The organism is Staphylococcus sp. HMSC036D05, from assembly GCF_001836225.1.
Lineage (GTDB): Bacteria > Bacillota > Bacilli > Staphylococcales > Staphylococcaceae > Staphylococcus > Staphylococcus caprae.
Map to the genome: position 1 here is coordinate 682207 of NZ_KV827781.1, position 26284 is coordinate 708490.

General features: G+C 34.6%; 24 protein-coding genes. 2 read left to right on the forward strand and 22 right to left on the reverse strand.

The window, feature by feature from the left end:
• Nucleotides 1-56 precede the first annotated feature (56 nt).
• From HMPREF2580_RS07820 to zapA, 12 genes are all read right to left on the reverse strand, one after another.
• Complete coding sequence (locus tag HMPREF2580_RS07820; RefSeq protein WP_002442266.1) at nt 57-566, reverse strand: YfcE family phosphodiesterase; 510 nt, start codon at nt 564-566, stop codon at nt 57-59.
• Nucleotides 559-1146 carry an XTP/dITP diphosphatase gene (locus tag HMPREF2580_RS07825; protein ID WP_070832609.1) on the reverse strand — a complete coding sequence of 196 codons (588 nt, stop codon included), beginning with the start codon at nt 1144-1146 and terminating at the stop codon, nt 559-561. The genes HMPREF2580_RS07820 and HMPREF2580_RS07825 overlap by 8 nt, the downstream gene beginning before the upstream one ends.
• Before the next feature lie 21 nt (nt 1147-1167).
• The gene (racE, locus tag HMPREF2580_RS07830; protein ID WP_002442262.1) at nt 1168-1968 is read right to left on the reverse strand and encodes a glutamate racemase; all 801 of its coding nucleotides are present in this window, start codon (nt 1966-1968) and stop codon (nt 1168-1170) included.
• A 222-nt stretch (nt 1969-2190) separates the two neighbouring features.
• Complete coding sequence (gene sdhB, locus HMPREF2580_RS07835) at nt 2191-3027, reverse strand: succinate dehydrogenase iron-sulfur subunit (protein WP_002442260.1); 837 nt, start codon at nt 3025-3027, stop codon at nt 2191-2193.
• A complete protein-coding gene (sdhA, locus tag HMPREF2580_RS07840) occupies nt 3027-4793 on the reverse strand; it encodes a succinate dehydrogenase flavoprotein subunit (RefSeq protein ID WP_002442258.1) in 1767 nt (588 codons plus the stop codon). The genes sdhB and sdhA overlap by 1 nt, the downstream gene beginning before the upstream one ends.
• A gap of 57 nt (nt 4794-4850) precedes the next feature.
• Nucleotides 4851-5465, reverse strand: a complete 615-nt coding sequence (locus tag HMPREF2580_RS07845; RefSeq protein WP_002442256.1) for a succinate dehydrogenase cytochrome b558 subunit — start codon at nt 5463-5465, stop codon at nt 4851-4853.
• Between the two features lie 392 nt (nt 5466-5857).
• Entirely contained in the window at nt 5858-7642 is a 1785-nt protein-coding gene (gene uvrC / locus HMPREF2580_RS07850; protein WP_070831749.1) for an excinuclease ABC subunit UvrC, read from the reverse strand.
• A 104-nt stretch (nt 7643-7746) separates the two neighbouring features.
• Entirely contained in the window at nt 7747-8061 is a 315-nt protein-coding gene (gene trxA, locus HMPREF2580_RS07855; protein WP_002435174.1) for a thioredoxin, read from the reverse strand.
• 199 nt (nt 8062-8260) lie between these two features.
• Nucleotides 8261-10609 (reverse strand): endonuclease MutS2, encoded by a 2349-nt coding sequence (locus HMPREF2580_RS07860; protein ID WP_070831752.1) that lies wholly within the window; start codon nt 10607-10609, stop codon nt 8261-8263.
• Nucleotides 10610-10618: 9 nt separating this feature from the next.
• Nucleotides 10619-12331 (reverse strand): DNA polymerase/3'-5' exonuclease PolX, encoded by a 1713-nt coding sequence (gene polX, locus HMPREF2580_RS07865; RefSeq protein WP_070831755.1) that lies wholly within the window; start codon nt 12329-12331, stop codon nt 10619-10621.
• 73 nt (nt 12332-12404) lie between these two features.
• Entirely contained in the window at nt 12405-12926 is a 522-nt protein-coding gene (locus HMPREF2580_RS07870) for a CvpA family protein (RefSeq protein WP_002442248.1), read from the reverse strand.
• The gene (gene zapA / locus HMPREF2580_RS07875; RefSeq protein ID WP_002442246.1) at nt 12927-13193 is read right to left on the reverse strand and encodes a cell division protein ZapA; all 267 of its coding nucleotides are present in this window, start codon (nt 13191-13193) and stop codon (nt 12927-12929) included.
• Nucleotides 13194-13487: 294 nt separating this feature from the next.
• On the opposite strand from zapA, the gene rnhC reads away from it, so the two are divergent.
• Complete coding sequence (rnhC, locus tag HMPREF2580_RS07880) at nt 13488-14423, forward strand: ribonuclease HIII (RefSeq protein ID WP_002442243.1); 936 nt, start codon at nt 13488-13490, stop codon at nt 14421-14423.
• A gap of 120 nt (nt 14424-14543) precedes the next feature.
• Here rnhC and pheT read toward each other — a convergent pair whose 3' ends face one another.
• From pheT to isdC, 10 genes are all read right to left on the reverse strand, one after another.
• On the reverse strand, nt 14544-16946 hold the full coding sequence (gene pheT, locus HMPREF2580_RS07885) for a phenylalanine--tRNA ligase subunit beta (RefSeq protein ID WP_070831758.1): 2403 nt from the start codon (nt 16944-16946) through the stop codon (nt 14544-14546).
• Nucleotides 16946-18004, reverse strand: coding sequence for a phenylalanine--tRNA ligase subunit alpha (gene pheS / locus HMPREF2580_RS07890; protein WP_070831761.1), 1059 nt, complete (start codon nt 18002-18004; stop codon nt 16946-16948). Before pheS ends, pheT begins: the two co-directional genes overlap by 1 nt.
• Before the next feature lie 401 nt (nt 18005-18405).
• The gene (locus HMPREF2580_RS07895) at nt 18406-19146 is read right to left on the reverse strand and encodes a TrmH family RNA methyltransferase (RefSeq protein WP_070831764.1); all 741 of its coding nucleotides are present in this window, start codon (nt 19144-19146) and stop codon (nt 18406-18408) included.
• A gap of 236 nt (nt 19147-19382) precedes the next feature.
• Entirely contained in the window at nt 19383-19706 is a 324-nt protein-coding gene (locus HMPREF2580_RS07900) for an antibiotic biosynthesis monooxygenase (RefSeq protein ID WP_070831767.1), read from the reverse strand.
• A 19-nt stretch (nt 19707-19725) separates the two neighbouring features.
• Nucleotides 19726-20454, reverse strand: a complete 729-nt coding sequence (srtB, locus tag HMPREF2580_RS07905) for a class B sortase (protein ID WP_070831769.1) — start codon at nt 20452-20454, stop codon at nt 19726-19728.
• On the reverse strand, nt 20447-21229 hold the full coding sequence (locus HMPREF2580_RS07910) for an ABC transporter ATP-binding protein (RefSeq protein WP_070831772.1): 783 nt from the start codon (nt 21227-21229) through the stop codon (nt 20447-20449). Before HMPREF2580_RS07910 ends, srtB begins: the two co-directional genes overlap by 8 nt.
• Nucleotides 21219-22187 (reverse strand): FecCD family ABC transporter permease, encoded by a 969-nt coding sequence (locus HMPREF2580_RS07915; protein ID WP_070831775.1) that lies wholly within the window; start codon nt 22185-22187, stop codon nt 21219-21221. Before HMPREF2580_RS07915 ends, HMPREF2580_RS07910 begins: the two co-directional genes overlap by 11 nt.
• 12 nt (nt 22188-22199) lie before the next feature.
• Nucleotides 22200-23081 (reverse strand): heme ABC transporter substrate-binding protein IsdE, encoded by an 882-nt coding sequence (isdE, locus tag HMPREF2580_RS07920; RefSeq protein WP_070831778.1) that lies wholly within the window; start codon nt 23079-23081, stop codon nt 22200-22202.
• Complete coding sequence (locus HMPREF2580_RS07925; RefSeq protein WP_070831781.1) at nt 23078-24145, reverse strand: NEAT domain-containing protein; 1068 nt, start codon at nt 24143-24145, stop codon at nt 23078-23080. The genes isdE and HMPREF2580_RS07925 overlap by 4 nt, the downstream gene beginning before the upstream one ends.
• Nucleotides 24145-24750, reverse strand: coding sequence for a heme uptake protein IsdC (isdC, locus tag HMPREF2580_RS07930; RefSeq protein WP_037541354.1), 606 nt, complete (start codon nt 24748-24750; stop codon nt 24145-24147). The genes HMPREF2580_RS07925 and isdC overlap by 1 nt, the downstream gene beginning before the upstream one ends.
• A gap of 247 nt (nt 24751-24997) precedes the next feature.
• On the opposite strand from isdC, the gene HMPREF2580_RS07935 reads away from it, so the two are divergent.
• On the forward strand, nt 24998-26284 hold a 1287-nt coding region (locus HMPREF2580_RS07935), incomplete at its 3' end, for a YSIRK-type signal peptide-containing protein (protein WP_141756884.1).

The following is a 26284-nucleotide window of genomic DNA, read 5'->3' on the forward strand; positions in this document are numbered from 1 at the left end:
GAAAATAATTTTGCTAAATTATATTTCTGTGTCACTCCCTTACCATGCTTAACTGTTTAAATAACTATCTTAACTGTATCGATAACTTTATTTTCTCTATTTCTAAAGTTTAGTTTTGCTTGCTTATTCGTATCATCAATAAGCAGTTCGGCAAATGTCTCTTCTATATTACTTCGTGATTGTGAAATACTACCTGGATTAATGACGTGAATTCCACCAATATTTTCATATTTAGCTATATGAGTATGTCCATAAAATGCAAATTGACAAGCGAGAGATTTAGCCTTTTCAGCAAGTTTCATGCGTGTGCGATTAACATCATAAAAATGACCATGTGTATAAAAAGCTTTAATACCGCTATTTTCAATTATTTCTTCCTCAGGAAACTCAGGATAAAAATCACAATTGCCTTTTACTCTATGATATAAACTTAATTCCGTATCATCATATTGAAATTGAGAATCTCCTAGATGAAGAAATACATCTGCGTCTTTGTGCGCTTCAAACACTTCATATAGAATCCCTGCTTCATTATGATTATCACTCACTATAATCCATTTAGACATGGTTCTCACCTTCTAAGTATGCATTCAACTTTTGAATCGCATTACTTCTGTGACTTATTTTACTTTTTTCTTCATTAGATATTTCTGCCATAGTACGATCTTTATCAGGTACAAAGAAAACGGGATCATACCCGAAGCCATTCTCTCCACTTCTTTCACGAGTTATCTCACCAGAAACTGTTCCTTTAAACGTTTTGGTTTCTTCACCTGGGGCACTCATGCTAATAACACAAACAAATTGCGCACGACGGTCGGACTCATTTTCCAAATTAGATAATAACTTATCAATATTGGCATCGTCGCTCTTATCTAAACCTGCATAACGTGCGGAATATACACCAGGCTCCCCATCAAGTGCGAAGACTTCAAGACCACTATCATCAGCAATCACTCGTTTATTAAGTACTTTAGCCGCTGCTTCTGACTTTAATATTGCATTCTCTTCAAACGTCGTACCAGTTTCTTCCACATCGAAGTCTTGAATCAGTTCAGAAATACCAATCACGTGATCATCTTTAAATATCGCTTTAAAGTCATTAATTTTACCTTGGTTGTTTGTAGCAATGACAATATCTTCCATAGTCATCGGTTCCCCCTTTATCTAGTTATCTAAAGTAATTCGTTCAACATGTACATTCATCTTTAGCCATTCAGCAATAATGTTCTCAATGTGTGTCGTATCTCCAGTAGCGAAGAAACGGTGTTTTGGATGTTCAGTATAACTTGCATGTTCGTTACTGAATGTTAATAATGCGCTCACTTCACGTGCCGTTTCTAGTCCAGAAGAAATAACAGTTTTTGTACCGTCAAAGTAATCATAAATTGGTTTATAAAGTAATGGATAATGCGTACATCCTAATATGACTGTATCCGCATCACTATTTCTCCATTGTTTCAATGTTTGGTGAATGACAATACTTGTAATCGTTGGGTCGTTGTATCTCATTTGTTCAACTAATGGAACGAAGCCTGGACAAGCAACACCGTATACATTCACATTGGGATTAATCTTTTTAATATGTGTACGATATGCTTCAGATTTAATTGTACCTTCCGTACCTAATACTAATACATTTTGATTTTTGGTCGTCATAATGGCTGTTCTTGCACCAGGTTCAATAACGCCAATAACAGGGATAGGCAGTAATTTTTGTAAATGTTCCAATGCGACGGCAGTTGCAGTATTGCATGCAATCACTAACATTTTGATATTAAACTCCATTAATTTTTGAGCTATTTCAGTAGTAAACTGTTTCACTTCTTCACCGGGTCTAGGACCATATGGACATCGGCCGATATCACCAAGATAATATATCGTTTCGTTAGGTAATTGTCTCATTATCTCTTTAGCTACCGTTAAGCCTCCTACACCGGAGTCAATAACACCTATAGGTTTATTCATATGTCTTCATCCTTATTTTTTCAGTTAACTTTCATTTTATCACAATGGACTTTCGCTGTTGATTATTACGATTTTTGCTTCAATATTTATTTTTTAAAATAACCGCAATATCGATGAATGTTATTTTTAATCATTCAATCTTTCAAGCCTTTATTTTCAAAATTAAATAAAAATACAAAAAACGACTAAGACTTGATAGCCTTAGCCGTTACATTATATATATTAATCTACTTTGTGATCAGAACCGAAGAATGATTTAAACATATGGAATGAAGTTTCTCGGTTTAATGCTGCAATTGAAGTTGTTAAAGGAATACCTTTAGGACAAGCATTCACACAGTTTTGAGAGTTACCACATTCTTGTAAACCACCTGTGCTCATTAATGCATCTAAACGTTCATCCTTAGTCATTGAACCAGTTGGATGTAAGTCGAATAGACGTACTTGTGAAATCGCTTGAGCACCTACGAATTTATTATTAGGTGTTACGTTTGGACATACTTCCAAGCAAACACCACAAGTCATACATTTAGATAATTCATATGCTGTTTGACGTTTTTTCTCTGGCATACGTGGTCCTGGTCCTAAATCATAAGTACCATCGATTGGGATCCAAGCTTTCATACGTTTTAAGTTGTCAAACATTCTTGAACGGTCTACTTGTAAGTCACGAATCACTGGGAATGTGCTCATTGGTTCTAAACGAATAGGTTGTTCTAATTGATCAACGATGGCAGAACATGATTGTCTCGCACGACCATTGATTACCATTGAACAAGCACCACATACTTCTTCAAGACAGTTCATATCCCAAGTTACTGGTGTTGTTTTTTCACCTTTTGCATTCACTGGGTTACGTCTGATTTCCATTAAACAAGCGATAACATTTAAATTTTCTTTATATGGAATTTCAAATGTTTCTTCGTATGGTTTAGATTCATTATTGTCTTGACGTTTAATAATTAATTTAACCGTTTTTTGTTTAGGTTGTTGATTCTTTTCTTCTGTTTGTTGATTACCTTGAGTGTCTGGAGTATTTTTTACTGATTGTTCAGCCATTATTTTTTACCTCCTTTAGACTTACTAGTGTAATCACGTTTACGTGGTGGGATTAAACTTACATCTACTGGCTCGTAAGTAAATTCTGGTTTTTCAGTTCTACCTTTGTAATGAGCCATTGTAGTTTTTAACCATTCATCATCGTTACGATCTGGGAATTCTGGTTTGTAGTGAGCACCACGAGATTCATTACGGTTGTAAGCCCCAATAGTAATAACACGTGCTAATACTAGCATATTCCATAATTGACGCGTGAAGAATACGGCTTGGTTACTCCAAGTTTGTGTATCTTCCATATCGATATCTTCATAGCGTTTCATTAATTCTTGAATTTTCTGATCTGTTTCTAATAATTTATCATTTTCACGTACTACTGTTACGTTGGCTGTCATAATTTCACCTAGTTCACGGTGAAGTTTATACGCATTTTCAGTACCACGCATATTTAACAATTTATCGAATCGTTCTTGTTCTTCTTTTACGCGTTTTTCGTAGATACTTTCATCTAATTCAGTATAAGATGTCTCAATATCTTGAACATATTTGATCGCATTTGGTCCAGCTACAGTACCACCATAAATTGCTGATAGTAATGAGTTGGCACCTAAACGGTTACCACCATGTTGAGAGAAATCACATTCACCAGCTGCGAATAAACCTTTGATATTCGTCATTTGATCATAGTCAACATATAATCCGCCCATTGAGTAGTGAACCGCTGGGAAAATTTTCATTGGTACTTTACGTGGATCGTCACCAGTGAATTTTTCATAAATCTCAATGATACCACCTAATTTAACATCTAATTCATGTGGATCTTTGTGAGATAAATCAAGGTATACCATGTTCTCACCATTGATACCTAATTTTTGGTTAATACATACATCAAAGATTTCACGTGTGGCAATATCACGAGGTACTAAGTTACCGTAATCTGGATATTTCTCTTCTAAGAAGTACCATGGTTTACCATCTTTATATGTCCAAATACGTCCACCTTCACCACGAGCTGATTCACTCATCAGACGTAATTTGTCATCACCAGGAATAGCTGTTGGGTGGATTTGGATAAACTCACCATTTGCATAAATTGCACCTTGTTGGTAAACAATTGATGCAGCTGAACCTGTATTAATCATTGAGTTCGTTGTTTTACCGAAGATGATACCAGGGCCACCTGTTGCCATGATAACGGCATCAGAACCAAATGATTTAATTTCTGATGTTGTCATATTTTGAGCAACGATACCTCTTGCAGCATCTTCATCATCTTTAACGATACCTAGGAATTCCCAGCCTTCGTATTTCGTTACTAATCCATCTACTTCAAAAGAACGAACTTGTTCGTCAAGTGCATATAATAATTGTTGCCCTGTCGTAGCACCTGCGAATGCTGTTCTGTGGTAAAGCGTACCACCGAAACGTCTAAAGTCTAATAAACCTTCGTTTGTTCTACTGAACATAACGCCCATTCTGTCTAATAAATGGATGATTTTCGGTGCCGCTTCAGCCATCGCTTTTACTGGTGGTTGGTTAGCTAAGAAGTCTCCCCCATAAACAGTGTCATCGAAGTGAATCCACGGAGAATCTCCTTCACCTTTCGTATTAACCGCACCATTGATGCCCCCTTGGGCACAAACAGAGTGCGAACGTTTTACAGGCACTAATGAGAATAAATCTACATGCGCACCTTGTTCTGCCGCTTTAATTGTTGACATCAGACCGGCAAGTCCTCCACCGACAACAATAACTTTTTTCTCTGCCATAGAAATGTCACTCCCCTGATATTATAAATCTAAGACTTAAGTTGAAATGTTTCTCAATTACATAAACGCGATAATAGCTGATACACCGATATAAGAAACCACTAAGAATACAATTAATGAAATCCATGTGAATACACGTTGAGATTTCTTAGATTGTAAAAAGCCCCACGTCACACAGAATGACCATAAACCATTTGCGAAGTGGAATACCACAGCAATAATACAAATGATATAGAAAATTGCCCATAATGGATTTTTCAATGTTTCATGCATCATATTGTAATCTACTGCTTTACCGAAAAATGCTTTCTGTAAGCGTGTTTGCCATAAGTGCATTGCAATAAATACGAACGCTAAAATACCACTAACACGTTGGAAAAAGAACATCCAGTTTCTGAATAAAGAATAATGTCCGATGTTTTCCTTAGCAGTAAATGCAATATGTAGTCCAAATAAACCATGGTATAACAATGGAATGTAGATAAGTACAAATTCAACCACTAAAAGAAATGGTAATGATTCCATAAAACCAGATGCTTTATTGAAAGCTTCTGCGCCTTGTGTTGCTTGATGGTTTACCAATAGGTGAACAATTAAAAATGCACCGATTGGGATAATACCTAATAACGAATGAAGTCGTCTAAGGTAAAATTCGTTTTTTGATTGAGCCAAAAGGAGTCCCCCCTGTGAAACAAATAATTAAATTTGCTAATTCCCCCAAAATTGTATGCAATATGCCCCGAAATTCCATATAAAAGACTAGCAAACATTTACTTCTTTATTTTGTACTTGCACGCCAAAACATTACAAAGAAAGTAAATGAGTTATGAATCCACACACAAGTATTGCTTAAAAAAGTAAAAGGCTAGTGATTTAATAGAATTCTTTAATAAAGATGTGACGACTCATGGCTGTTGTTATCAATACCTAATTGATAACACTTCTCATTTAGAAAACGCTTCCACACAACCTTAAAAAAATTAGCTTTTTGTTAACCATATTGTAACATTATTTCTAGTATTTTTGGGCATGAGAATAATTCTCACACCCATTTTTTTAAATTTTTATTTATTTTGTAGGGCTTGTTGTAGGTTTTTCGCAACTTTTTCAGGTAAACCAGATTTTTTTAAATCATCTAAGCTGGCTTCTTTCATCTTCTTAATAGAGCCAAATGTTCTTAAAAGTGTAGTTTTTCTCTTGGAGCCGATGCCATCTACATCATCTAATACTGATTTGAGTCCAGTTTTTTGTCGAGTTTGTCTATGAAATGTAATTGCAAAACGGTGTACCTCATCTTGTATTCGATGAAGTAAATAAAACGCTTGGCTATTTTTCTTTAATGGAACAACTTCTGCACTTGCACCATAGAGTAATTCTGATGTTTGGTGTTTATCATTCTTTTGGAGACCAGCGACAGGAATATCTAATCCCAATTCATTTTCAAGGACATCCATTACACCATTCATATGACCTTTACCACCATCAACAATAATTAAATCTGGTAATGGTAGACCCTCATTTAATACACGCGTGTATCGACGTCGAACAACTTCGCGCATTGACTTATAATCATCAGGGCCTTCTACTGTTTTAATCTTATATTTACGGTAGCCTTTCTTATCTGGTTTACCATCTACGAATGTAACCATCGCAGAAACTGGATCCACGCCTTGAATATTAGAATTATCAAAAGCTTCTATTCTAATAGGTGTTTGAATTCCCATACGTTCACCTAATTCTTCAATCGCTTTTACTGTGCGAGATTCATCTCTCGCAATCAATTCAAATTTATTCTCTAATTGGACCTCGGCATTATGATTGGCTAAATCAATCATTTCTTTTTTGCTACCACGAGATGGTTGAACAATTTTAGTATCAACAACTGATTTAATAATATCTTTATCAAGATTTTTCGGAACGTGAACTTCTTTCGGAAGGATATGTTGATTGAGACTATAAAATTGACCAATAAATGTATAGAACTCTTCTTCTTCCGTCTGCTGAATGGGTATCATCGTTGCATCGCGTTTAATCATATTTCCCTGTCTGATGAAGAATACTTGGACACACATCCAACCTTTGGACACGCTATAACCAAAGACATCTCTAATCGTATTATCCGTAGACATAATTTTTTGTTTCTTAGTTAAATTATGAATATGTTGAATCATATCACGATACTCTTTCGCTTGTTCGAAATCGAGAGATTCACTCGCTTTAGCCATTTTATCTTCGAGATTATTAATAATGGTCTTATCTTCACCATTTAGAAAGTCCGTAATTTCTTTTGTCATTTGAGCGTACACATTCAAATCAACATCATAGACACAAGGACCCATACATTGCCCAATATGATAATATAGGCATAATTTATCCGGCATATTATCACATTTTCTAAATGGATAAATACGGTCTAGTAATTTTTTAGTCTCTTGTGCAGAATAAGCATTGGGATAAGGTCCAAAATATTTTCCAGTCCCTTTCTTTACCGTACGAGTCACTATAAGACGTGGATGCTTTTCTTTTGTAATCTTAATAAATGGATAACTTTTATCGTCTTTAAGTAATATATTGTATCGTGGCTGATACTGTTTAATTAAGTTTAATTCCAATAACAACGACTCCGTTTCACTAGACGTGACGATAAACTCGAAATTTCTTATTTCACTTACGAGTCGGGTTGTTTTAGCATCGTGCGCACCAGTAAAGTAAGAACGTAGTCGGTTTCTTAACTTTTTCGCTTTCCCCACATAAATAACCTGAGCATTTCTATCCTTCATTAAATAGCAACCAGGTTCTAAAGGTACGACATTGAGTTTTTCTTTAATTTTCTTTTGATAATCCTCCAATGGCCTCCTCCTTTCTTCAATTTTTTGAAAATAAATGTTCCAATAACATAATAAAGCTGGAGCATTTACTTAATGAAATGCCCCAGTCTTCAGTCATCTATTTCTTATAGGTGTTTATCTAATACTTCTGCTAAGTTTTCTTTAGGTTGGAAACCTACAACTTTATCAACTGGTTGACCATCTTTAAATACGATTAAAGTTGGAATACTCATTACTTCGTATTTCGCAGCAGTTGATGGGTTTTCATCAACATCTAATTTTAAAATATCAGCTTTACCATCATAGTCCCCAGCTAATTCTTCTAAAACTGGAGCGATCATTTTACAAGGTCCACACCAAGTAGCCCAGAAATCTACTAATTTAACGCCAGATTCAATTTTTGTATCGAAATCAGAATCAGTTACTTTTACGATTGCCATAAATGCCAATCCTCCTTAATTTTTCAATGATGAGCAAATTATAACAGACTTTAAGCGTAACTGCATTGCTATTGCTCAATTAAAGTATTGTTATCGTTTTGCTCTATCATATCGTTTTTAATTATCAATAATACTGCGTTCATTGTACGTTATTTTCTCAAAAAATCAAATGCAGTGCTCTCTCAAAATCAACAACACTTTATTTAAGTTCTGCTACAGTAACACCAAATCCACCTTCACTTGGCATACCACCTCTAAAGTTGCTTACACTTTTATGTTTTTTTAAGTGCTGTTGCACACCTTTTTGAAGTGCACCGGTACCTTTACCATGTATTATATAGACTTGCTCGTAATTACTTAACACTGCTTGATCGAGGTATTGATCCAATTCCGTTAACGCTTCTTCATAACGATAACCTCTTAGATCAAGTTCAGTTTTAATCGTTTGTCTATTTTGACGAGTAACCATTTTCGTCGGTTTTTCTTTTTTCTTCTTCGTTTTCTCTAAATCTTCAATAGGTAATTTCATTTTAATAATACCCATTTGTACTACCGCTTCATTTTCGCCTACGAGTTCTAGCACTTCCCCTTTTTGACCATAGGACAGTACTTTCACTTCATCACCAGCGTTAATCTTATCATATTTCTTCTTCTGAACATTTTGTTTAATTGATTTTTCTTCATATTGTTCATCTAATTGTTTTTTCTTATCAATTAATTCATGTTCTTTAACCTCAGCACCTTTATTATCCCTTAAATCTCTCAATTCTTTAAGAATTGAGTCCGCTTCTTTAGTTGCTGATTTCACGCGTTGATTTGCTTTTTCCTTAGCTTCATCCATTAATGATTTTTCGTAATTTTGGTATTGCTGATATTGTTTTGATAGTGCATCGTGCGTTTCTTGAGCTTCACGTACAAGTCGATCTAACTCAATTCTTTGTTCATCCACACGTTTAGAATTTCTCTCCAATGATTCAATCATTGAATTGATTTCTTGTTCATCTGTACCAATCATTGTCTTCGCTTTATTAATGATGTTGAGGCTGAGACCTAACTTTTTAGAAATATCGAATGCATTAGAACGTCCAGGTACACCCATCAATAGTTTATAGGTCGGACTTAACGTATCCACATCAAATTCAACACTCGCGTTCATCACACCCTCACGATTGTAACTATAAGCTTTCAATTCAGGATAATGTGTTGTCGCCATGACAAGTGATCCTAAGTTGCGAACGTAATCGAGTATACTCATTGCTAAGGCAGCACCTTCACTCGGATCAGTTCCAGCTCCTAATTCATCAAATAATATTAAGCTATTTTTATCTGCTTCATGTAAGATCTCGACTATATTTTTCATATGAGAAGAAAATGTTGATAGTGACTGTTCTATCGACTGTTCATCGCCAATATCGCAGTACACATTTTCGAAAACACTTAACTGACTGCCATCTAAAGTAGGTACTAATAACCCTGATTGCGCCATCACGATAATAAGCCCTAGCGTTTTGAGTGTAACTGTTTTACCACCTGTATTCGGTCCAGTAATAATGACCGTTTCCACATCATCAATAAATTCAATCGTGTTCGCAACGACTGTTTCCTTTTCTAATAATGGATGAAACGCATTAGGTAAATAAACCGTTCTTTCCTTTTTAAAAGTAGGTTTCGTCCCCTTAATTGAACGTGCATAGCGCGCTTTAGCTGTTAAGAAATCGATTTGGCCCATCACAGATTCAGCAATGAGTAACGCATCAGCCTCTGCAGCTACTTGCCCAGTCAGTTCAGTAAGAATTCGTTCTCGTTCTACCGCCTCATCATTACGTAAACGGCTGATTTGATTATTCATTTCAACTACAGAACTCGGTTCGATGTAAAGTGTCTGTCCAGAAGCTGATTGATCATGAACAATACCATTGAAATCTTGACGATATTCCGCTTTGACAGGAATCACATTGCGATCATTTCTAACTGTTACAATCGCATCAGATAATTTCTTTTGATTACTTTGACTTTTAACAATACGATCTAAATTTTGACGAATGCGTTGATTTGTACTAGAAATTTTACTTCTAATTCCCTGTAATGCATAACTTGCATGATCAAATAAATCATATGTGTCACATTTATCTTTAATTTCTTGGAATAAATCACTCAATACAGGTAGCTGATTCATTTTTTCATCTAAAATAGGATACTTTACTTCTTCATCTTCTTCTAAAAGTTGGTTATAGAATGTCTTGAATTGATTTTGTACTTGAATCAATCGTTTAATCACATTGAGTTCTGTGACATTCAGTACTCCACCAATATTCGCTCTATGAATGAGTGGTGATACCTTTGCTAGGCCACTCAAACTTGGTAAACGATGTTTATTGTAGATTTGAGAAATTTCATCGGTTTCATTAATTTGAAATTCTACAGTGTCAAAATCTGTCGCTGGAGCCATTTGCTCTACCTTTTCACGACCTAAATCACTTATCGTTTCTTCAGCGACAAATGATTTAATTTTATCGAATTCCAAGACATCTAATGTTTTCTGTCTCATGCAATCCCTCTATTTCTTCAATTTAATATTATTTTCAATGAATGATTTAAACGCTTCACGTGATAACGTATTAATCACTCTATCTTTTTTAACAAAACCTTTTTGTGCAGTCGCAACACCATATTTCATAAATTCCAAATGATTCGTATGATGAGCGTCCGTATTGATAGTTAACTTCACATTTGGGTATTTACGTACCGTTTCGGCATTGAGGTCTAAACGCTTAGGATTCGCATTTATTTCTAAAATGGTATGAGTTTCCTCAGCGAGTTGCATCAATTTCTCTATATTAGGTTCATAACCAGGACGGCGTCCAATAATTCGGCCTGTTGGATGAGCGATATGACGAACATATGGATTTCTACATGCCGTTTCTAATCGTTTCATAATTTCTTCTTCAGATTGATTAAAACTTTGGTGAATCGCGGCAATAACATAATCAAGTTGTTTTAGAACGTCATCTTCATAATCTAATGAACCATCTGGCAAAATATCCATTTCCGTACCAGAATATATATCAATGTCTTTATATTCTTCATTTAACTTTTTAATTTCTTCATTTTGGCGTAGAAGACGCTCAACCTGTAATCCATTTGCAACTTTTAAACTTTGAGAGTGGTCTGTAATAACCATAAACTGATAACCTTTAGCAATATTTGCCTCAATCATATCTCTAATTGAAAAAGCACCATCACTATAGGTTGTATGCATATGAATATCACCATTAATATCATTTAATTGAATGATATCGCTTAAATCTTTATCAAATTCACTACCATCTTCACGCATCGCTGGTGCAATCCAATTCACATTAAAGTGTTGATATATTTCTTCCTCACTCTGGTACTGTAATAAATTTCCATCCGCTTGTTCAATTCCGTATTCACTTACTTTTTCATTACGTTCCTTAGCTAATTGACGAATACGAATATTGTGATCTTTTGAACCAGTGAAATGTTGAAGCGTATGATAAAAAGCTTCAGGTTCTATCAATCTGAAGTCTACACCAATCGTCTCATCGTCATATGATAACTCTAAAGACACCTTCGTATCTCCTACCGCCACTTCTTTTATTTTATTTGGAATTTCAAGCAATTGTTGTTGTACCTTTTCAGGAGCGCGCGTGCTAATAATAAAATCTAAATCCTTACTCATTTCTTTGTAACGTCTAAAACTACCCGCTGAAGAATAATTATCAACATCATCCAATTGTTTAATAAATTCAATGATTTCATTGTTTAATCCTCTCATTTGGTCAATCGGGTAGCGTTCTTTTTTAGCGCCTAGAGCTTTAACCGCTTCTAAAATGTTTTGTTCTGTTTTCTTAGCGAATCCACTTAATTCACTTACTTTTCCCTCTTCACAAGCCTTTTGTAAACTTACTTTATCAGTAATATGAAGCTCTTTATATAATTTAGCTATTTTCTTACTACCTAAGCCTTGAATCTTCAATAACGGGACTAAACCTTCAGGTACTTCCTTTTGTAGTTCTTCTAGAGCTGTAGATTGACCTGTTTCTCTATATTCATTAATAACGTCCCCCACGCCTTTACCAATACCTTTAAGCTCTGTAACATCCTCAATTTCATCCAATGGACGTTCATCAATTTCTAAACTTTGTGCTGCCTTTCTATATGCAGATACTTTAAAGGTATTTTCATCTTTTAATTCCATATAAGTTGCTATTTTCTCTAATAATTGAATTACATCTTTTTTAGTCATATACATCTCTCCATAAAAAGAAGACCAGGACACAACATCAAAGTTCGCTCTTGTCCTGACCTCATATCATAGTTTATAAATTTAAAATAAAATGCGATACAAACGGCATATTTAAAATCCATCGTTTACATAATAGTGATTGTGAAATTTGGTTCTGTATAAACGTATCTGGATACAGAGAAATTAAATAAAGTCCAATTTGAATGACAATCAAACTCATTAATATCCCTAAAATCACTCCCATTATACGACTTACTAAATGTAGTTTCTTATACGCCACTATCTTATCAAATGTAACAATAATTAGATACAAAATAAGCTTGACTAAAATCACTAATAAAATAAAAGCGACGATATTTTCAAACCTTTGTTGCAATGAATTAAAATGAATTGCATACTCTGTATCATAGGCAACTGTTTTAGGAAACGGTAAAAAAACAATCAGCCTCTTTGCAATAGGTTGATAGAATTGATATGCAATCCATAATGATACAATTGAAGAAATAAAATGTAATGTCGACAACCAAATGCCTCTTCGAAAACCAATCACCATGAAATAAGCAATAATGATAATAACGATGAAATCGAAAATCATCTATTCTTCACTTTGTTTTAATTGATTGATTTCTTGTTGTAATCGACGATTTTCTTCTTCTAGTAAAACCTTTTCATGCATAATATTTACTGCTGTTAAAATCGATTTGCGTGTTGTATCTAAGCCTGCTGATTTTTGACCTAACTCTTGCATCTTCTCATCTACAAGATGTGCAACATAACGGATATGTTCAGGACTATCTTCGCCAATAATTGTGAAATGTTTATCGTTAATCGTAACATTTATTCTATTTTTAAATTCACCCATATTTAATTGCTCCTGACCTTATATTTAAATGATTTTAACTTTCTTTAGTTGACTTCTCAAAGAGGTTCGAACATCACCGTTTATCATGACCTCATATGAGATATGTACTTTTTTACTTATCAACACACATTATACATGAGAGTATTTAATTATGTAAGTAGCTGTTAACAAAACATTGAAACGACCAACTCGTGTTGATGATGTAATCTAAAATTAAGTTGTTTGGCTTAAATGTTTTCATTAGTAAAATTTGATAAAATGTAGAAATACGTAGTTAAAAGTGAGGATTGAAAAATGGGAAATGTCGTTCATAAATTAACACAAAACGAAATTCAAAATTTAATGTCTAAAATACAATTTGAAACGAGCAATTTGCCTCAAGGAATGAAAGCAAGAACGAAACATCAAAACACAACGATTAACATTTATAACTCAGGTAAAGTGATGTTTCAGGGAAAAAGTGCTGAAACAGTAGCGCTACAATTGTTGCCAAATGACGCTTCAGCTACTCCGACAGCTTCAACTAAGCCATCAACTAACGTTTCATCTACTATTAAATACAATTCACATAATTGCATTGGCAGTGACGAAGCCGGTAGTGGCGATTACTTTGGGCCTTTAACTGTCTGTGCTGCCTATGTTTCAGAAAAAAACGCTCAAGTATTAAAGACACTTGGTGTCGATGATTCGAAAAAATTAACCGATACTAAAATTGTAGAAATTGCAGAGCAATTAATTACATTTATTCCTCACTCATTGCTTACACTTGATAACGTTAAATATAACGAACGTCAAAAAATGGGCTGGTCACAAGTTAAAATGAAAGCAGTTCTACATAATGAAGCAATTAAAAATGTTACTCAAAAAATTGAAATCGAAGACTTAGATTATATCGTTATTGACCAATTTGCTAAACGAGAAGTGTATCAACATTATGCGCTATCTGAACTACCGTTTCCTAAAAAGACTAAGTTCGAGACGAAAGGTGAATCTAAATCTTTAGCTATTGCAGCCGCAAGTATTATTTCTCGCTATGCTTTCGTAAAACATATGGATCATATCACACGCCAAATTAATATGGATGTTCCAAAAGGCGCAAGTAATAAAGTAGATTTATTCGCAGCAAAGGTCATACAAAAGTATGGAATTGGTAAACTAGATGCTATTTCTAAAAAGCATTTTAAAAATCGAGACAAAGCACTCGCTTTAATCGATAAAAAATATAATTAAACAGATAAAAGCTGAGATATCACTCGATATCTCAGCTTTTTAACATATTGGCAGTGATAACTGAAAGTGCGCTTATGCGCTTATATGAAGCTTCTTTCAATTCTAGTCATCACGCTCCAATTATCTAATTGTTGCACCTTGTTGTTGAAGTGCTTCTAAAATTTTATCGTGTACAGCAGTGACACGTTCATCTGTAAGTGTATTTTCTGTATCTAAATAACTCAATCTAATCGCAACTGATTTCTTACCTTCCTCTAAATGTTCACCTTCGTAAACATCAAATACCAACGTATCGTTTAAGATATCTTCACCATTTTCATGAATTGTAGATAATAGTTCAGATGCTGGGACTTCATGATTCACTTCTAAGGCAATATCTCGAGTGACACCTGGGAATCTAGGAATAGGTTCATAATTGATATAACCTACAGAAACGTTCATTATTGCATCATAGTTAAGTTCAAACACATACGTACGTTTTAAATCATTGTCTGCCGCTAATGTTGGATGTAATTCTCCGATAAATCCAATATCCTCGCCATTTAAAGAGACGATGGCAGTTCTACCTGGATGTAATCCATTGATTTTACCTGCGCGATAATCAAATTTGAGATTTAGTTTTTCAGCAACACGGTCCACGACACCTTTAGCTAAGTAAAAATCAACAGTTTCTTTCTTACCTTGCCAAGCATGATTCACATATTGACCTGTTAAGATACCACTTAAGTATTCAACTTCATCAGGTAATTCTCCTTCTCCATTACCAAAGAAGACACGACCAATTTCATATAATTTTACGTCTGTATTTTTACGAGCAACATTATATGCTACAGCTTCAATTAAATGTGGTAAAAGACTTTGTCTCAAGGTAGAATGCGCCTCGCTCATTGGCATTAATAGTTCTATAGTTGAACGATCTTGTAATGCAAAATCTTTAGCATGGTCTTTAGATACTAATGAATATGTGATGGCTTGATCAAGACCCGCACCTTCTAAAGTGTCTTTAACAGTACGTGTTTTATACTGACGATCCGTAAGAGATCCACTCGTTACATCATCGAAGACTGGAAGTGTAGACGGAATATTATCGTAACCGTAAATACGTGCAACTTCTTCAATTAAATCTTCTTTAATTGAGATATCTTTACGACGTGACGGCACATTCACTGTCAATTGACCATCTTTATTTTCAGTGTCAAAACCGAGTTGTTCAAAGATATTAACAATATCTTCATCACTTAGGCTAAATCCAATTGTTTGATTAACCTTTTCAGCAGTAATTTCAATTGGAGTAACAAATGAGCCTAAATCGCCAGCTGATACTCTATCGCTTAGGACTGTACCAGAAGCATACGTTTCTAGTAAATAACAAGCTCTGTCTACAGCTTCATCTACAAATTCTGTTGCTATACCCTTTTCAAAGCGACTTGAAGATTCGCTTCTTAAATTTAAACGACGAGATGTATGACGAATTGACACTGGGTCAAAAATGGCACCTTCTACTATAACATTACGTGTTTGATCCGTTACTTCAGAGAAGTCTCCGCCCATCACACCACCTAAAGCAATCGGTTCACGGCCGTTTGTAATAACGATGTCCGTATTTAAAAGTTGACGCTCTACATCATCTAACGTTGTCATCTTCTCATCTTCATTCGCTTGTCGTACTTCAATCATTTTTGAACCAATTTGATCTTGGTCAAACATATGAAGAGGTTGACCATATTCTAATAATACATAATTAGAAATATCTACTACATTATTAATTGGTCGAATGCCTGCTTTCATTAAACGTGCTTGCATCCAGATTGGTGATGGTGCAATTGTGACATCGTGAACAACTCTTGCACTATAATAAGGTACTTTGTCCTCATTTTTAACGGAAACTGATAATTCATCTTTCGCAGAAATACTACTTTCTTGACTAGAAGTTTGAGGTTTCGCCATGTCCGTTTGATATAATGCAGCAACTTCATATGCTGTTCCTACCATGCTTAACGCATCCGCACGGTTAGGTGTTAAATCAAATTCCATGACTTGATCATTAAGATATAACGCTTCAAGTGCATCTGTACCTGGTGTGACTTCTGTAGGGAAGGCGAAAATGCCATTTTCAAATGCTTTTGGCGTCACATGACTTGAAATACCAATTTCTTGTAAAGAACAAATCATACCTTCAGAACGTTCACCACGTAACTTCGCTCGTTTTATTTTAACGCCACCTGGTAAACGGCCACCTACTTTTGCGACAATCACATATTGACCTTCGTCAACATTTGGCGCACCACATACGATTTGAACTGGTTCGTCCTCACCTAAATCAACCTGGCAAATATTTAATTTGTCGGCATCTGGGTGTGGGGATTTTGAAACGACATAACCTACCACTAAATTTTTAATATCTTTTGTATAATCAATAATATCGTCTACTTCGATACCAGTTCTTGTAATTTTTTCAGCTAAATCTTGAACTGATTGGTTTACATCTACGTAATCTTTTAACCATTCATTTGAAATCAACATTACTGGTCACCTCTATCTTCCACTGCTTTAAATTGATCTAAGAAACGTACATCATTTGTGTAGAAATGACGAATATCTTCAATACCATATTTCAACATTGCAATACGATCTGGACCCATACCAAATGCAAATCCTGAATATTCATTAGAATCAAATCCAGCCATTTCGAGTACATTAGGGTGTACCATTCCTGCACCTAAAATTTCAATCCAACCGGTATGCTTACATACGTTACATCCTTTACCTTTACATTTAAAACAAGAAATATCTACTTCAACAGAAGGTTCTGTGAATGGGAAATAACTTGGACGCAAACGAATTTCGCGTTCTGGACCAAAAAGTTTTTTCGCAAGTAGGTCTAATGTCCCTTTCAAGTCACTCATTTTAATATTTTTATCGACGACTAAACCTTCAATTTGTGTGAATTGGTGACTATGTGTCGCATCATCTGAGTCACGGCGATACACTTTACCAGGACAAATAATTTTAACCGGACCTTTGCCTTCACGTTTTTCCATTGTTCTCGCTTGAACTGGAGACGTATGTGTACGCATTAAAATTTCTTCAGTAATGTAAAAACTGTCTTGCATATCTCTTGCAGGATGAGATTTAGGCAAATTCAAAGCTTCAAAATTGTAATAATCTTGTTCAACTTCATAACCATCAACAATTTCATAACCTAAACCTAGGAATAAATCTTCAATTTCTTCGACCGTTCTTGTTAACGGATGTTTAGAACCAATTTCAATATGTCGACTAGGTAAAGTCACATCAATAGTTTCTTCTGCAAGTTGTTGATTTAATTTTTCTTCTTTAAGTATTTTTTGTCTTTCATCTAATTCATTTTGAATCGTTTGACGTAGTTCATTCACTTTTTGTCCGTAAGCAGGCTTTTCTTCATTAGGTAAATCTTTCATATTCTTCATTAATCCACTTACAGAACCCTTTTTACCTAAATACTTAACTTTCACATCTTGTAATGCACGTTCATCATTAGCTTCATTAATATCAACAAGCGCTTGTTGTTTTAACTCAGCCATCGTATCATTTTGAGTCATGACCAAACTCCTCCTTTTTAAATGCCACTTTTCAATTTTGATTTCGGAAAATAAAACACTCAAACTTCAACATCAAAAAAAGCTTCCACCCCAAATCAAACTGGGACGAAAGCTTTCCGTGGTACCACCCAAATTTATGCATAAGCATACACTTGTAAATCTATTGATAACGGAATGACAATTCCGACTTAAATTTCTTTAAGTAACCAAAAAGATGAAAAAAATTATTTCAGGTTGGAATAACTTTCAGTCGCGGTCATTCTCCCTTGGCAACCCTTTAAATAATTTACGTCTTTTTATTGGTAGTTCATTTAGTTGTTTAAGTGATGTTTAAATTGATAATGATTGCTTTAATTCTTATAAATTTCATTCATTATTATAGCCGAACTTTGAACATAGGGTCAACCTTTCAACTGATATAACAGTATACTTCCAGCAATAGCTACATTTAAACTTTCCGCTTTACCGTAAATTGGAATAATTAAATTTTTCGTTGTTTGTTGTAACAATTCCTGATTAACCCCTTCGCCTTCATTGCCTAATAGCAAAGCGAATGTTGATTGAGATTCTATTTCTTTAAAGCTCACCGCATTTTCAAGTGCAGTACCGTAAACTGGCCCATCAAAATTGTTCATGTAGTTCGCCAAATCTTCCGTTACAACTGGAATATGGAAGATGCTTCCTTGACTTGCACGCATGACTTTATCTTGATAAGGATCAGCAGTGCCCTTTTCCATTACAATTAAATCTAAACCTGCAGCATCAGCCGTACGAATGAGCGTGCCTAAGTTACCTGGATCTTGAATACGATCAATTAATAACACTTGTTGTGCTTTCGACACATCATATTGTGGTTTATCAATCACTGCAAAGAAACCTTGTGGCGTAACAGTACCTGAGAGCGCCTCAGCAACTTTCATATTAATTTCATACGTTTCATGCGCATAGTTTAAAAGCGCCTCATCAGTTCTGTCTGGTTCTATGACAAATAATTGTTGAATCGTAATACCGCTTTGCTGAGCCTCTTCAATAAGATGAATACCTTCAATCAAAGCCTGTCCTGTTTTATCACGGTCACGTTTCTTTTTTAATTTATTGGCATTTTTTATTTTATTATTTTGAGCAGACGTAATTTGTTCCATTATACAGACTCTCCAACTCTTAAAGTGATGTATATATTGTAATTCAATTTGAGCGGATTTCAAACCTTACATTCATTCTATTATCAACTCAATGGTAAAAAATAAAAGCAAATCGGGAGCCTATTCAATTGGAATGACTGCATCGACTTGCTTCATAGGATTGCATTTAATATTTTGAACATAAGTGTGTGTAATTTAAGCTATAACTTGAACTATATACATACTCATTTAAATGATTACTTAAAATATTGATACCCTATATCGTATTTTTTTACGACATTTTCAAGAATTGGACTCGTAGCATCTGCAGATTGATGACGCACATTTTTGTGTGCTTTCTTGAATACGTCAGATTTCAACCAGTCTGTAAATGCTTGTTCAGATTCCCATAAAGTTAAGATTTTCACTTCATCAAAGTCGTCTTGTTCTTGAGTTTTTGTAACGAACATTCCTTTGAAACCTTCTAATGTTTCAATGCCATGCCTTGTGTAGAATCTTTCTATAATACCAGTTGCTGTCCCTTTGTCTAATTTTAATTTGTTTTCTGCCATAAATTTCATGATGTTTTCCTCTTTTCTGTTAATTTATTTTGACTAATTTTGCGACCACAACGATTCTTCCAGATGTTTGATTATAAGCATCCTCACATGTTGATAAGGTCACTAACTTATCTTGATTACTGACTTCAACATGAGATTGAATCACTGATTTTTGTTTTGTTTTATTTATAAATTGTTGAAACTCTGAGCTTGATGCGAAATCTGTTTGAATATAGTTATCTTTGGTTGTAGTTTGATACGCACTAAATACTTGTAGCTTATATTTACCATATTTCGTATCATATTGAATGTCTTGATGACGATGATAATATTCTTGTTTTAAATATTTTTCTAGAACATCAAACATCGTGTCATCACCCATATGATGACCATAAATAATTGTATTTAAGTTTGGATTCTTCACAGAATTCCTATAATCCATGAAAATACTACCCTTACGACTCTTCTCATGTTCGAAATCCTGCCTCAAATATTCATGATTTGTTTTACCTTGTAGCACAGGATAATTTAACGTAGTCCCTTTAAGCTGAAGCCAACCCACAATATCTTTATTAATAGCTTCTAATTTATTAAATTGAGGTCTCGTTTCACTTTTAGAAGTTAAAGACTCAAATTGAAATTCCTTCTGAAGTTCAGCGTAGCGCTTAGCTGAAGCCTTATCTTCAAGATACGTTTTGACTAATTGGTAACTAAAAACAATGATGACGACAATTAATATGATTTGAACGATTCTTATGATTTTAGTCACTTGATGGTGTCACCCTTTTTCTACAAATAATCATGCCACATTCATCATCCTGAATAATTTTAGCGTCTATTTGGTACATTTCTTTTAGAATCTTTTCATTAATTACTTGGCTTGGTTCACCTTGTGCAAGCACCCCATCGGTACTCAAACATATGACTTCATCACTGTACTCAATCGCTTGATTAATATCATGAAGTACCATAATAAATGTAATGTTATAGCGTTCCTTCAAAAGTCGAATTGTATCTAAAACTTGATATTGATAATGAATATCTAAATACGTCGTTGGTTCATCTAGTAATATGTATTGTGGCTCCTGAACGAGAGCTGTAGCCAGAAATACTCTTTGAGCTTCTCCACCTGACAAAGTAATTAACTTTTTATGTTGTAGATGTTCCAAATTTAATTGTTGAATAGTATGTTGAATAATCCTTTCTTTATGTTGATCTCTATTCAACACACTCCCATAACTATAACGACCTAATTCAATATATTCTCTCACTGTAAAACCTTCAGGAATTTTCATCGTTTGATGAACCGTTGCGAGTTCATGTGCCAACGTCTTTTTACTAAACTTTTTCAAATCCTGTTGATTAAGATAAATTACTCCAGACGAAGGTTTCAAATTACGAGAAAGTAATTTCAATAATGTTGATTTACCACAACCGTTGGGGCCTATAATTGAAGTGATGGCATTTGAGCTAAATGTTAATGAAATATTTTTAATGATTTCTGCTTCATTCTTATATTGAAAATGAAGTCCCTCAGTATGCATCATTAACCGCTCCTTTACAAATGAGATAAATTAATACAGGGCCTCCAATTAACATCATGATGACATTAGCCGGTATTTCAAGAGGCGGATGAACCGTTCTACCTAGTAAGTCAGTCATTACTACAAACCATGCGCCTATAATTATGGATAGTGGAAGGACTTGCTTATAATTTGCGCCTATAAGTTTCCTTACAATATGAGGAATGATTAAACCCACAAATGCAAGTGGACCGACAATCGCAGACGATGCGCTTGCTAGAAATACTGCAACCATTCCAACTATTAATCGATATTTCGTAATATGGAAACCTAAATTATTCGCTTGTTTCTCCTCTAAAGCTAATAAATTTACCTTAGACATTAAAATGATTGTCATTGCTAAACCTATCACTGCTGAAAGCACAATCATTTTGACATCATTCCATGTTTTCATAGTGAAACCTTGAGGCATTTTCAAAAATGGATTCTGAGCAAATAAATCTAACAAACCAGTTAACATTGCAAACATGGCTACCCCAATCAATATCATACGTGTTGGTAGCAGTTTAAACTTAACACTTAAAATGAACAACATTAAAAATGGTAGCATCCCTCCAACAAAACTAAGTAAAGGAATATAGAAAAAGAGTTGCGGTGCAAGTAATAATAAAATCGTTCTTGCTACCAAAGCACCGGAAGATACTCCGAGTAGTTGCGCTTCAGCCAAAGGGTTCTGTAAAACTGCTTGTAGTAGAGCTCCGGAAGCTGACAACATGGCTCCTACACATAAGGCAATCAATATTCTAGGTAATCTTAAATCTATAATGGTATCTATATTCGACGCTTCCCCAGTTGAAATCTTCAGAAGTATGTCTTTAAAATGGATTGGTATCGTTCCTATTACAAACGAAATATAGATGGTAATACAAAGTAAGATAAGTGAAATAATAACTAATATTCTAGGATGTTGTTGAAACATTATTTATCTCCATTACTTTTTATAAAATAGATTATAGAGTTGTGTCATGGCATCATCAGCATCTACATTCGCAGTGATGCCAAATGGAATTTCTTCCAAATCATAGACTTGGTTGTTCTTTACAGCTTTAAAGTGTTTCCAAATATCATTTTGTTTAAATTCTTTCTGGAACATTTTTTTAACTTCATCGGGCATACCATGTGGGAGTCTCAATATGATATCTGGATTGACGTTAACAAGATGCTCGGTATTCGAAGAAATATATTGCTTTGAGCGATCTTGAATGACATTTTCTCCCCCAGCAATTTTTACAAGATCTCCAATATAAGATTGATCTGTGGCTACTAAATAACTTCCTGGAATCCCCATAAGTATCAGTACTTTAGGATGTTTCTTCTCTTTCGCAACTTTGCTTTCAATATTTGCCTTTACAGTATTAAGATGATCATTCAATTCTTTAGCTTTTTTCTCTCTATTAAATTGCTTCCCTAATTCAGTTATAGATTTTTCCATCCCATTTAGACTGTCATAATCATAGAAATACCCCTTCATATTCAACTGTTTGTAAAATGGTTTCATCTCATCTTTAATCGTAGAAACACTTAATACATGTGTTGGATTTACTTTTTTAACCGCTTCTACACTCGGTTCCATTGGTTGCCCTACTTCAGGTACATTTTTATATCGTTCTGGTAATTTCTTATATGAAGTTGGTTTGCCGACTATTGGCAAATCGAGTTTATCTAGTGTCATTGTTAATGCGACTGTCGTTGGTACGATTCGAAATTCTTTTGTTTGCGCACTATCTTTCTTTTTATCTTTACCACTAGAGTCACAACCGCTTAGTAAAATGATAAATATTATTAAAGTAGTAATTAACCTGGTTATTTTCATTTTTTAGACTCACTCTTTCTATTAACAAAATATGTAGCTATTAGTACTAATAATGCCAATAAAATTAGTGAACCTAAAATCACATATGTCTTTGTATGATGTGAAGGTTTCATTTCTTTAAATTCCTTTTTAGGTTGAGGTTTCTTATCGGCATCTCTATTGAAATTAGGATTTGGTTTATCTTTTTTATTTTGAAAAGGATTTAACTGAGTTGGATGACTTGGTTTAGACTTTGACTGAGTATTTCCAAATGAAGGTGTCACTGGAAAATGATTGTTAGTAGTTATTGCGTTAGAATTACCCATGCTATCTTTGAACAATTGATGTTGATTTTCGTACTTTAACGTTTCTTGTGATAAAAGTTTCTTTTGTTTTGAACTTACATTATCTTCTGGAATTAAAGTTTGGTTAGGCAAAACGTCTGAATTTTTTTCAACATTATTATTTTCATCAAATTTATTACTATTTAAATTGCATTCTTTATCGTCACATGTATTTACTTTGTTTTTATGATTAATTTCCAATTTATCTTTATTAGTCATAACGATATACGTCACATAATGATGGTCATATTTTAATGAAGGTATATTGATATGGATACGAGACTTTATTTCTTCTTTTATGTCATTGATAGGCATACGTATAGTTATAGTATCTTTGTCTTTATCCTCATCAGTTGTAGTTATTTTTAATTCTTTATTTTTTTGATAAAAGTGAAAACTCTGCCACCATTTTCTATTTAGAATCGTTATTTCGAAATAGGTTTTCCCATCGATATTTACTAAAAATCCAGGATGATCAACATAGTCGTTCATGTGCGAAGGTTCCTTATCATTTTGACGTCGCACATAAAATTGCACAGCTTGTTTCTTTATATCTTTATCATTATGTATTGTGGTATCAGTCTTACCATTTTTTATTTTTCTTTCTATATAAGAATCGGCTGATGATTGAGTCTCATCATCAGCCTTAGCTAGATATGTGTGATTTTCATTTATTAAAGTTACGCATAAAGTCAAAGCGATAATAAAGTTTTTCGCCTTTATACGGCCCCATTGATTCATTATTGGTTACCTTTTTTCAACTTAAATGTCATAACTGAAATTGTAATCAATGCAAATAAAGAAACAATTGGAATCAAATATGTATATGTTGGAATTCCACCACTAGTTTGAGGATTTTCTACATTGGATTTATCTTGCACGATATTTGGTGAGCCAGTAGCTCCCGAATCTTTCCCATCAAATTTAAAAGTAATATTGTAATGATGGTCATATTTAAAAGGTTTACCATTTACTGGTTCATTAATATAAACAGAGATTGTACCATTCACTTTACCTGAAGCTTTGCTTACTTCAAATTCTGACGTTCTAATATCTTTACTGGCATCTTTATTAATGATTTTTTCTTTGTGACCATCGATACTCATTCCAGTAATCCAATGACTATGATTGACTGTAATTTGAAGTACCTTTTTACCGTCTTTTTCAATTAATTTTGCTGGCTTTTCAAAATAATCATTCGCCATTGAAGTATCATTCGTATTATATTTGAGAACTTCGAAATTGATTGATTTCCCTTCAGCCGCATGACTTACATTTGGAACCCAACTAAATAAAAATATAAATAAAACTAGGATAAAACTTAGTGATTTATATGTCACTTTCAATTCAAAAACCTCCATGAGAGTGATGAATGTAAACACTTTCCACTCTAATTCTTGTTAAAAGAATAAATGATAATAGTTATCAATGTCAACAAAAATTTGATAATATTTTTAATTAGTTGTTTAATGCTTGTGAAATATGCTAATATATTGTTTGTCCATTATCATTTGATAATGCTCTATTTCACTCTAATTCTATAACTTCTCAAAACACAACTGAGAGAACTACTTATCAAAGGAGAGAAAAGTTATGAACAAACCTAATCATTTTTCTAACAACACCCCCACAAAGAAAAATCATTACTCAATCAGAAAATTTACAGTTGGTACTGCCTCAATTATTGTAGGTTCATTCTTATTCTTCGGACAAGCACATGCTGAAGAAAATCCTCAAGGTACGACTGGTACTGGTTTCCAAAGAGAAACTGTAGGAACAGTTGAAACAACTGGTCAACCTGCTGCTGGTAATCCTGGAACTGCTACACCTGCTCAAGGCGCTCAAAACGATCAAAATAATCAAGCTGGCGGAGCACAAACAGGTACACCTAATAATGCGCAAGATACTGGTGCACCTGCTCAAGCTAAACCAGAAGCAGGAACAACTCCAGCAGGTAATCAAGCTGAACAAAATGCTGGTACACCTCAAAATAATCAAGCAGACGCTTCAGTAACGCCTGCTCAAAGTGCTGGTCAACAAGGTCAAGGTACACCAGGAGCTGATCAAAACGCTACTACTGGTCAACAAACTGGTACAGCTGCTCAAGGTGCTGATACTAAACCAGGTGAAAATGGTGCTGGAACTGCAGTAACGCCTGCTCCAACAACTGGTAATAACAATCAACAAGATCAAGCCGGAGCAACAGGAGGCACTCCAGCTAAACCTGATACTACTGCAGGTCAAGACACTGCTAAACCAGGTAACACTGACGCAAGTCAAACTCCAGGTAACAACCAACAAGGTCAAGATACTACACAAGCTGGCGCATCAAAACCTGATGCTTCTACTCCAAATACAAATGCTGAAGCTAAACCTACTCCAGGCACACAAGGTCAACAAACAGATCAAAACAATCAAGCTGGCGCTGGTACTACAGTAACGCCTGCCCCTGAAAATAATACTCAAGCTGGTCAAGGTGCAACTGGAACTCCTGCCCAAGGTACTGAAGCTAAACCTGGTAATGACCAAAACGCAGGTACTGGTCAACAAACTGGTACGCCTGCTCAAGGTACTGAAACTAAACCGGGTAATGAACAACAAGGCCAAGGTGCAACAGGAACTGGTACACCTGAAAACACTAAACCAGGTGAAAATGGTGCTGGTACTACAGTAACACCTACTCCAGGTGAAAATGCAGGTCAAACTAAACCAAATGGTCAAGAAAATCAAGAAAAACCAGGTGCACCTGAAACCGATCAAAATGCTGGTACTGGTCAACAAACTGGTACGCCAGACCAAAATAACGCTGGAGACACTACAGTTAAACCACCTACTGCTCCTGATCAAGGTACTGAAGCTAAACCTGATACTCAAACTAAA

Excerpts from the sequence above, each read along its gene's own strand:
- HMPREF2580_RS07825 (WP_070832609.1), bottom strand. The coding sequence starts at position 1,146 with ATGGAAGATATTGTCATTGCTACAAACAACCAAGGTAAAATTAATGAC.
- HMPREF2580_RS07820 (WP_002442266.1), bottom strand. The coding sequence starts at position 566 with ATGTCTAAATGGATTATAGTGAGTGATAATCATAATGAAGCAGGGATT.
- sdhA (WP_002442258.1), bottom strand. The coding sequence starts at position 4,793 with ATGGCAGAGAAAAAAGTTATTGTTGTCGGTGGAGGACTTGCCGGTCTG.
- HMPREF2580_RS07895 (WP_070831764.1), bottom strand. The coding sequence starts at position 19,146 with ATGGAACAAATTACGTCTGCTCAAAATAATAAAATAAAAAATGCCAAT.
- pheS (WP_070831761.1), bottom strand. The coding sequence starts at position 18,004 with ATGACTCAAAATGATACGATGGCTGAGTTAAAACAACAAGCGCTTGTT.
- HMPREF2580_RS07925 (WP_070831781.1), bottom strand. The coding sequence starts at position 24,145 with ATGAATCAATGGGGCCGTATAAAGGCGAAAAACTTTATTATCGCTTTG.
- HMPREF2580_RS07915 (WP_070831775.1), bottom strand. The coding sequence starts at position 22,187 with ATGTTTCAACAACATCCTAGAATATTAGTTATTATTTCACTTATCTTA.
- trxA (WP_002435174.1), bottom strand. The coding sequence starts at position 8,061 with ATGGCAATCGTAAAAGTAACTGATTCTGATTTCGATACAAAAATTGAA.
- HMPREF2580_RS07900 (WP_070831767.1), bottom strand. The coding sequence starts at position 19,706 with ATGAAATTTATGGCAGAAAACAAATTAAAATTAGACAAAGGGACAGCA.
- sdhB (WP_002442260.1), bottom strand. The coding sequence starts at position 3,027 with ATGGCTGAACAATCAGTAAAAAATACTCCAGACACTCAAGGTAATCAA.
- racE (WP_002442262.1), bottom strand. The coding sequence starts at position 1,968 with ATGAATAAACCTATAGGTGTTATTGACTCCGGTGTAGGAGGCTTAACG.
- pheT (WP_070831758.1), bottom strand. The coding sequence starts at position 16,946 with ATGTTGATTTCAAATGAATGGTTAAAAGATTACGTAGATGTAAACCAA.
- polX (WP_070831755.1), bottom strand. The coding sequence starts at position 12,331 with ATGACTAAAAAAGATGTAATTCAATTATTAGAGAAAATAGCAACTTAT.
- HMPREF2580_RS07870 (WP_002442248.1), bottom strand. The coding sequence starts at position 12,926 with ATGATTTTCGATTTCATCGTTATTATCATTATTGCTTATTTCATGGTG.
- isdE (WP_070831778.1), bottom strand. The coding sequence starts at position 23,081 with ATGAAAATAACCAGGTTAATTACTACTTTAATAATATTTATCATTTTA.
- HMPREF2580_RS07910 (WP_070831772.1), bottom strand. The coding sequence starts at position 21,229 with ATGCATACTGAGGGACTTCATTTTCAATATAAGAATGAAGCAGAAATC.
- zapA (WP_002442246.1), bottom strand. The coding sequence starts at position 13,193 with ATGGGTGAATTTAAAAATAGAATAAATGTTACGATTAACGATAAACAT.
- HMPREF2580_RS07860 (WP_070831752.1), bottom strand. The coding sequence starts at position 10,609 with ATGAGACAGAAAACATTAGATGTCTTGGAATTCGATAAAATTAAATCA.
- rnhC (WP_002442243.1), top strand. The coding sequence starts at position 13,488 with ATGGGAAATGTCGTTCATAAATTAACACAAAACGAAATTCAAAATTTA.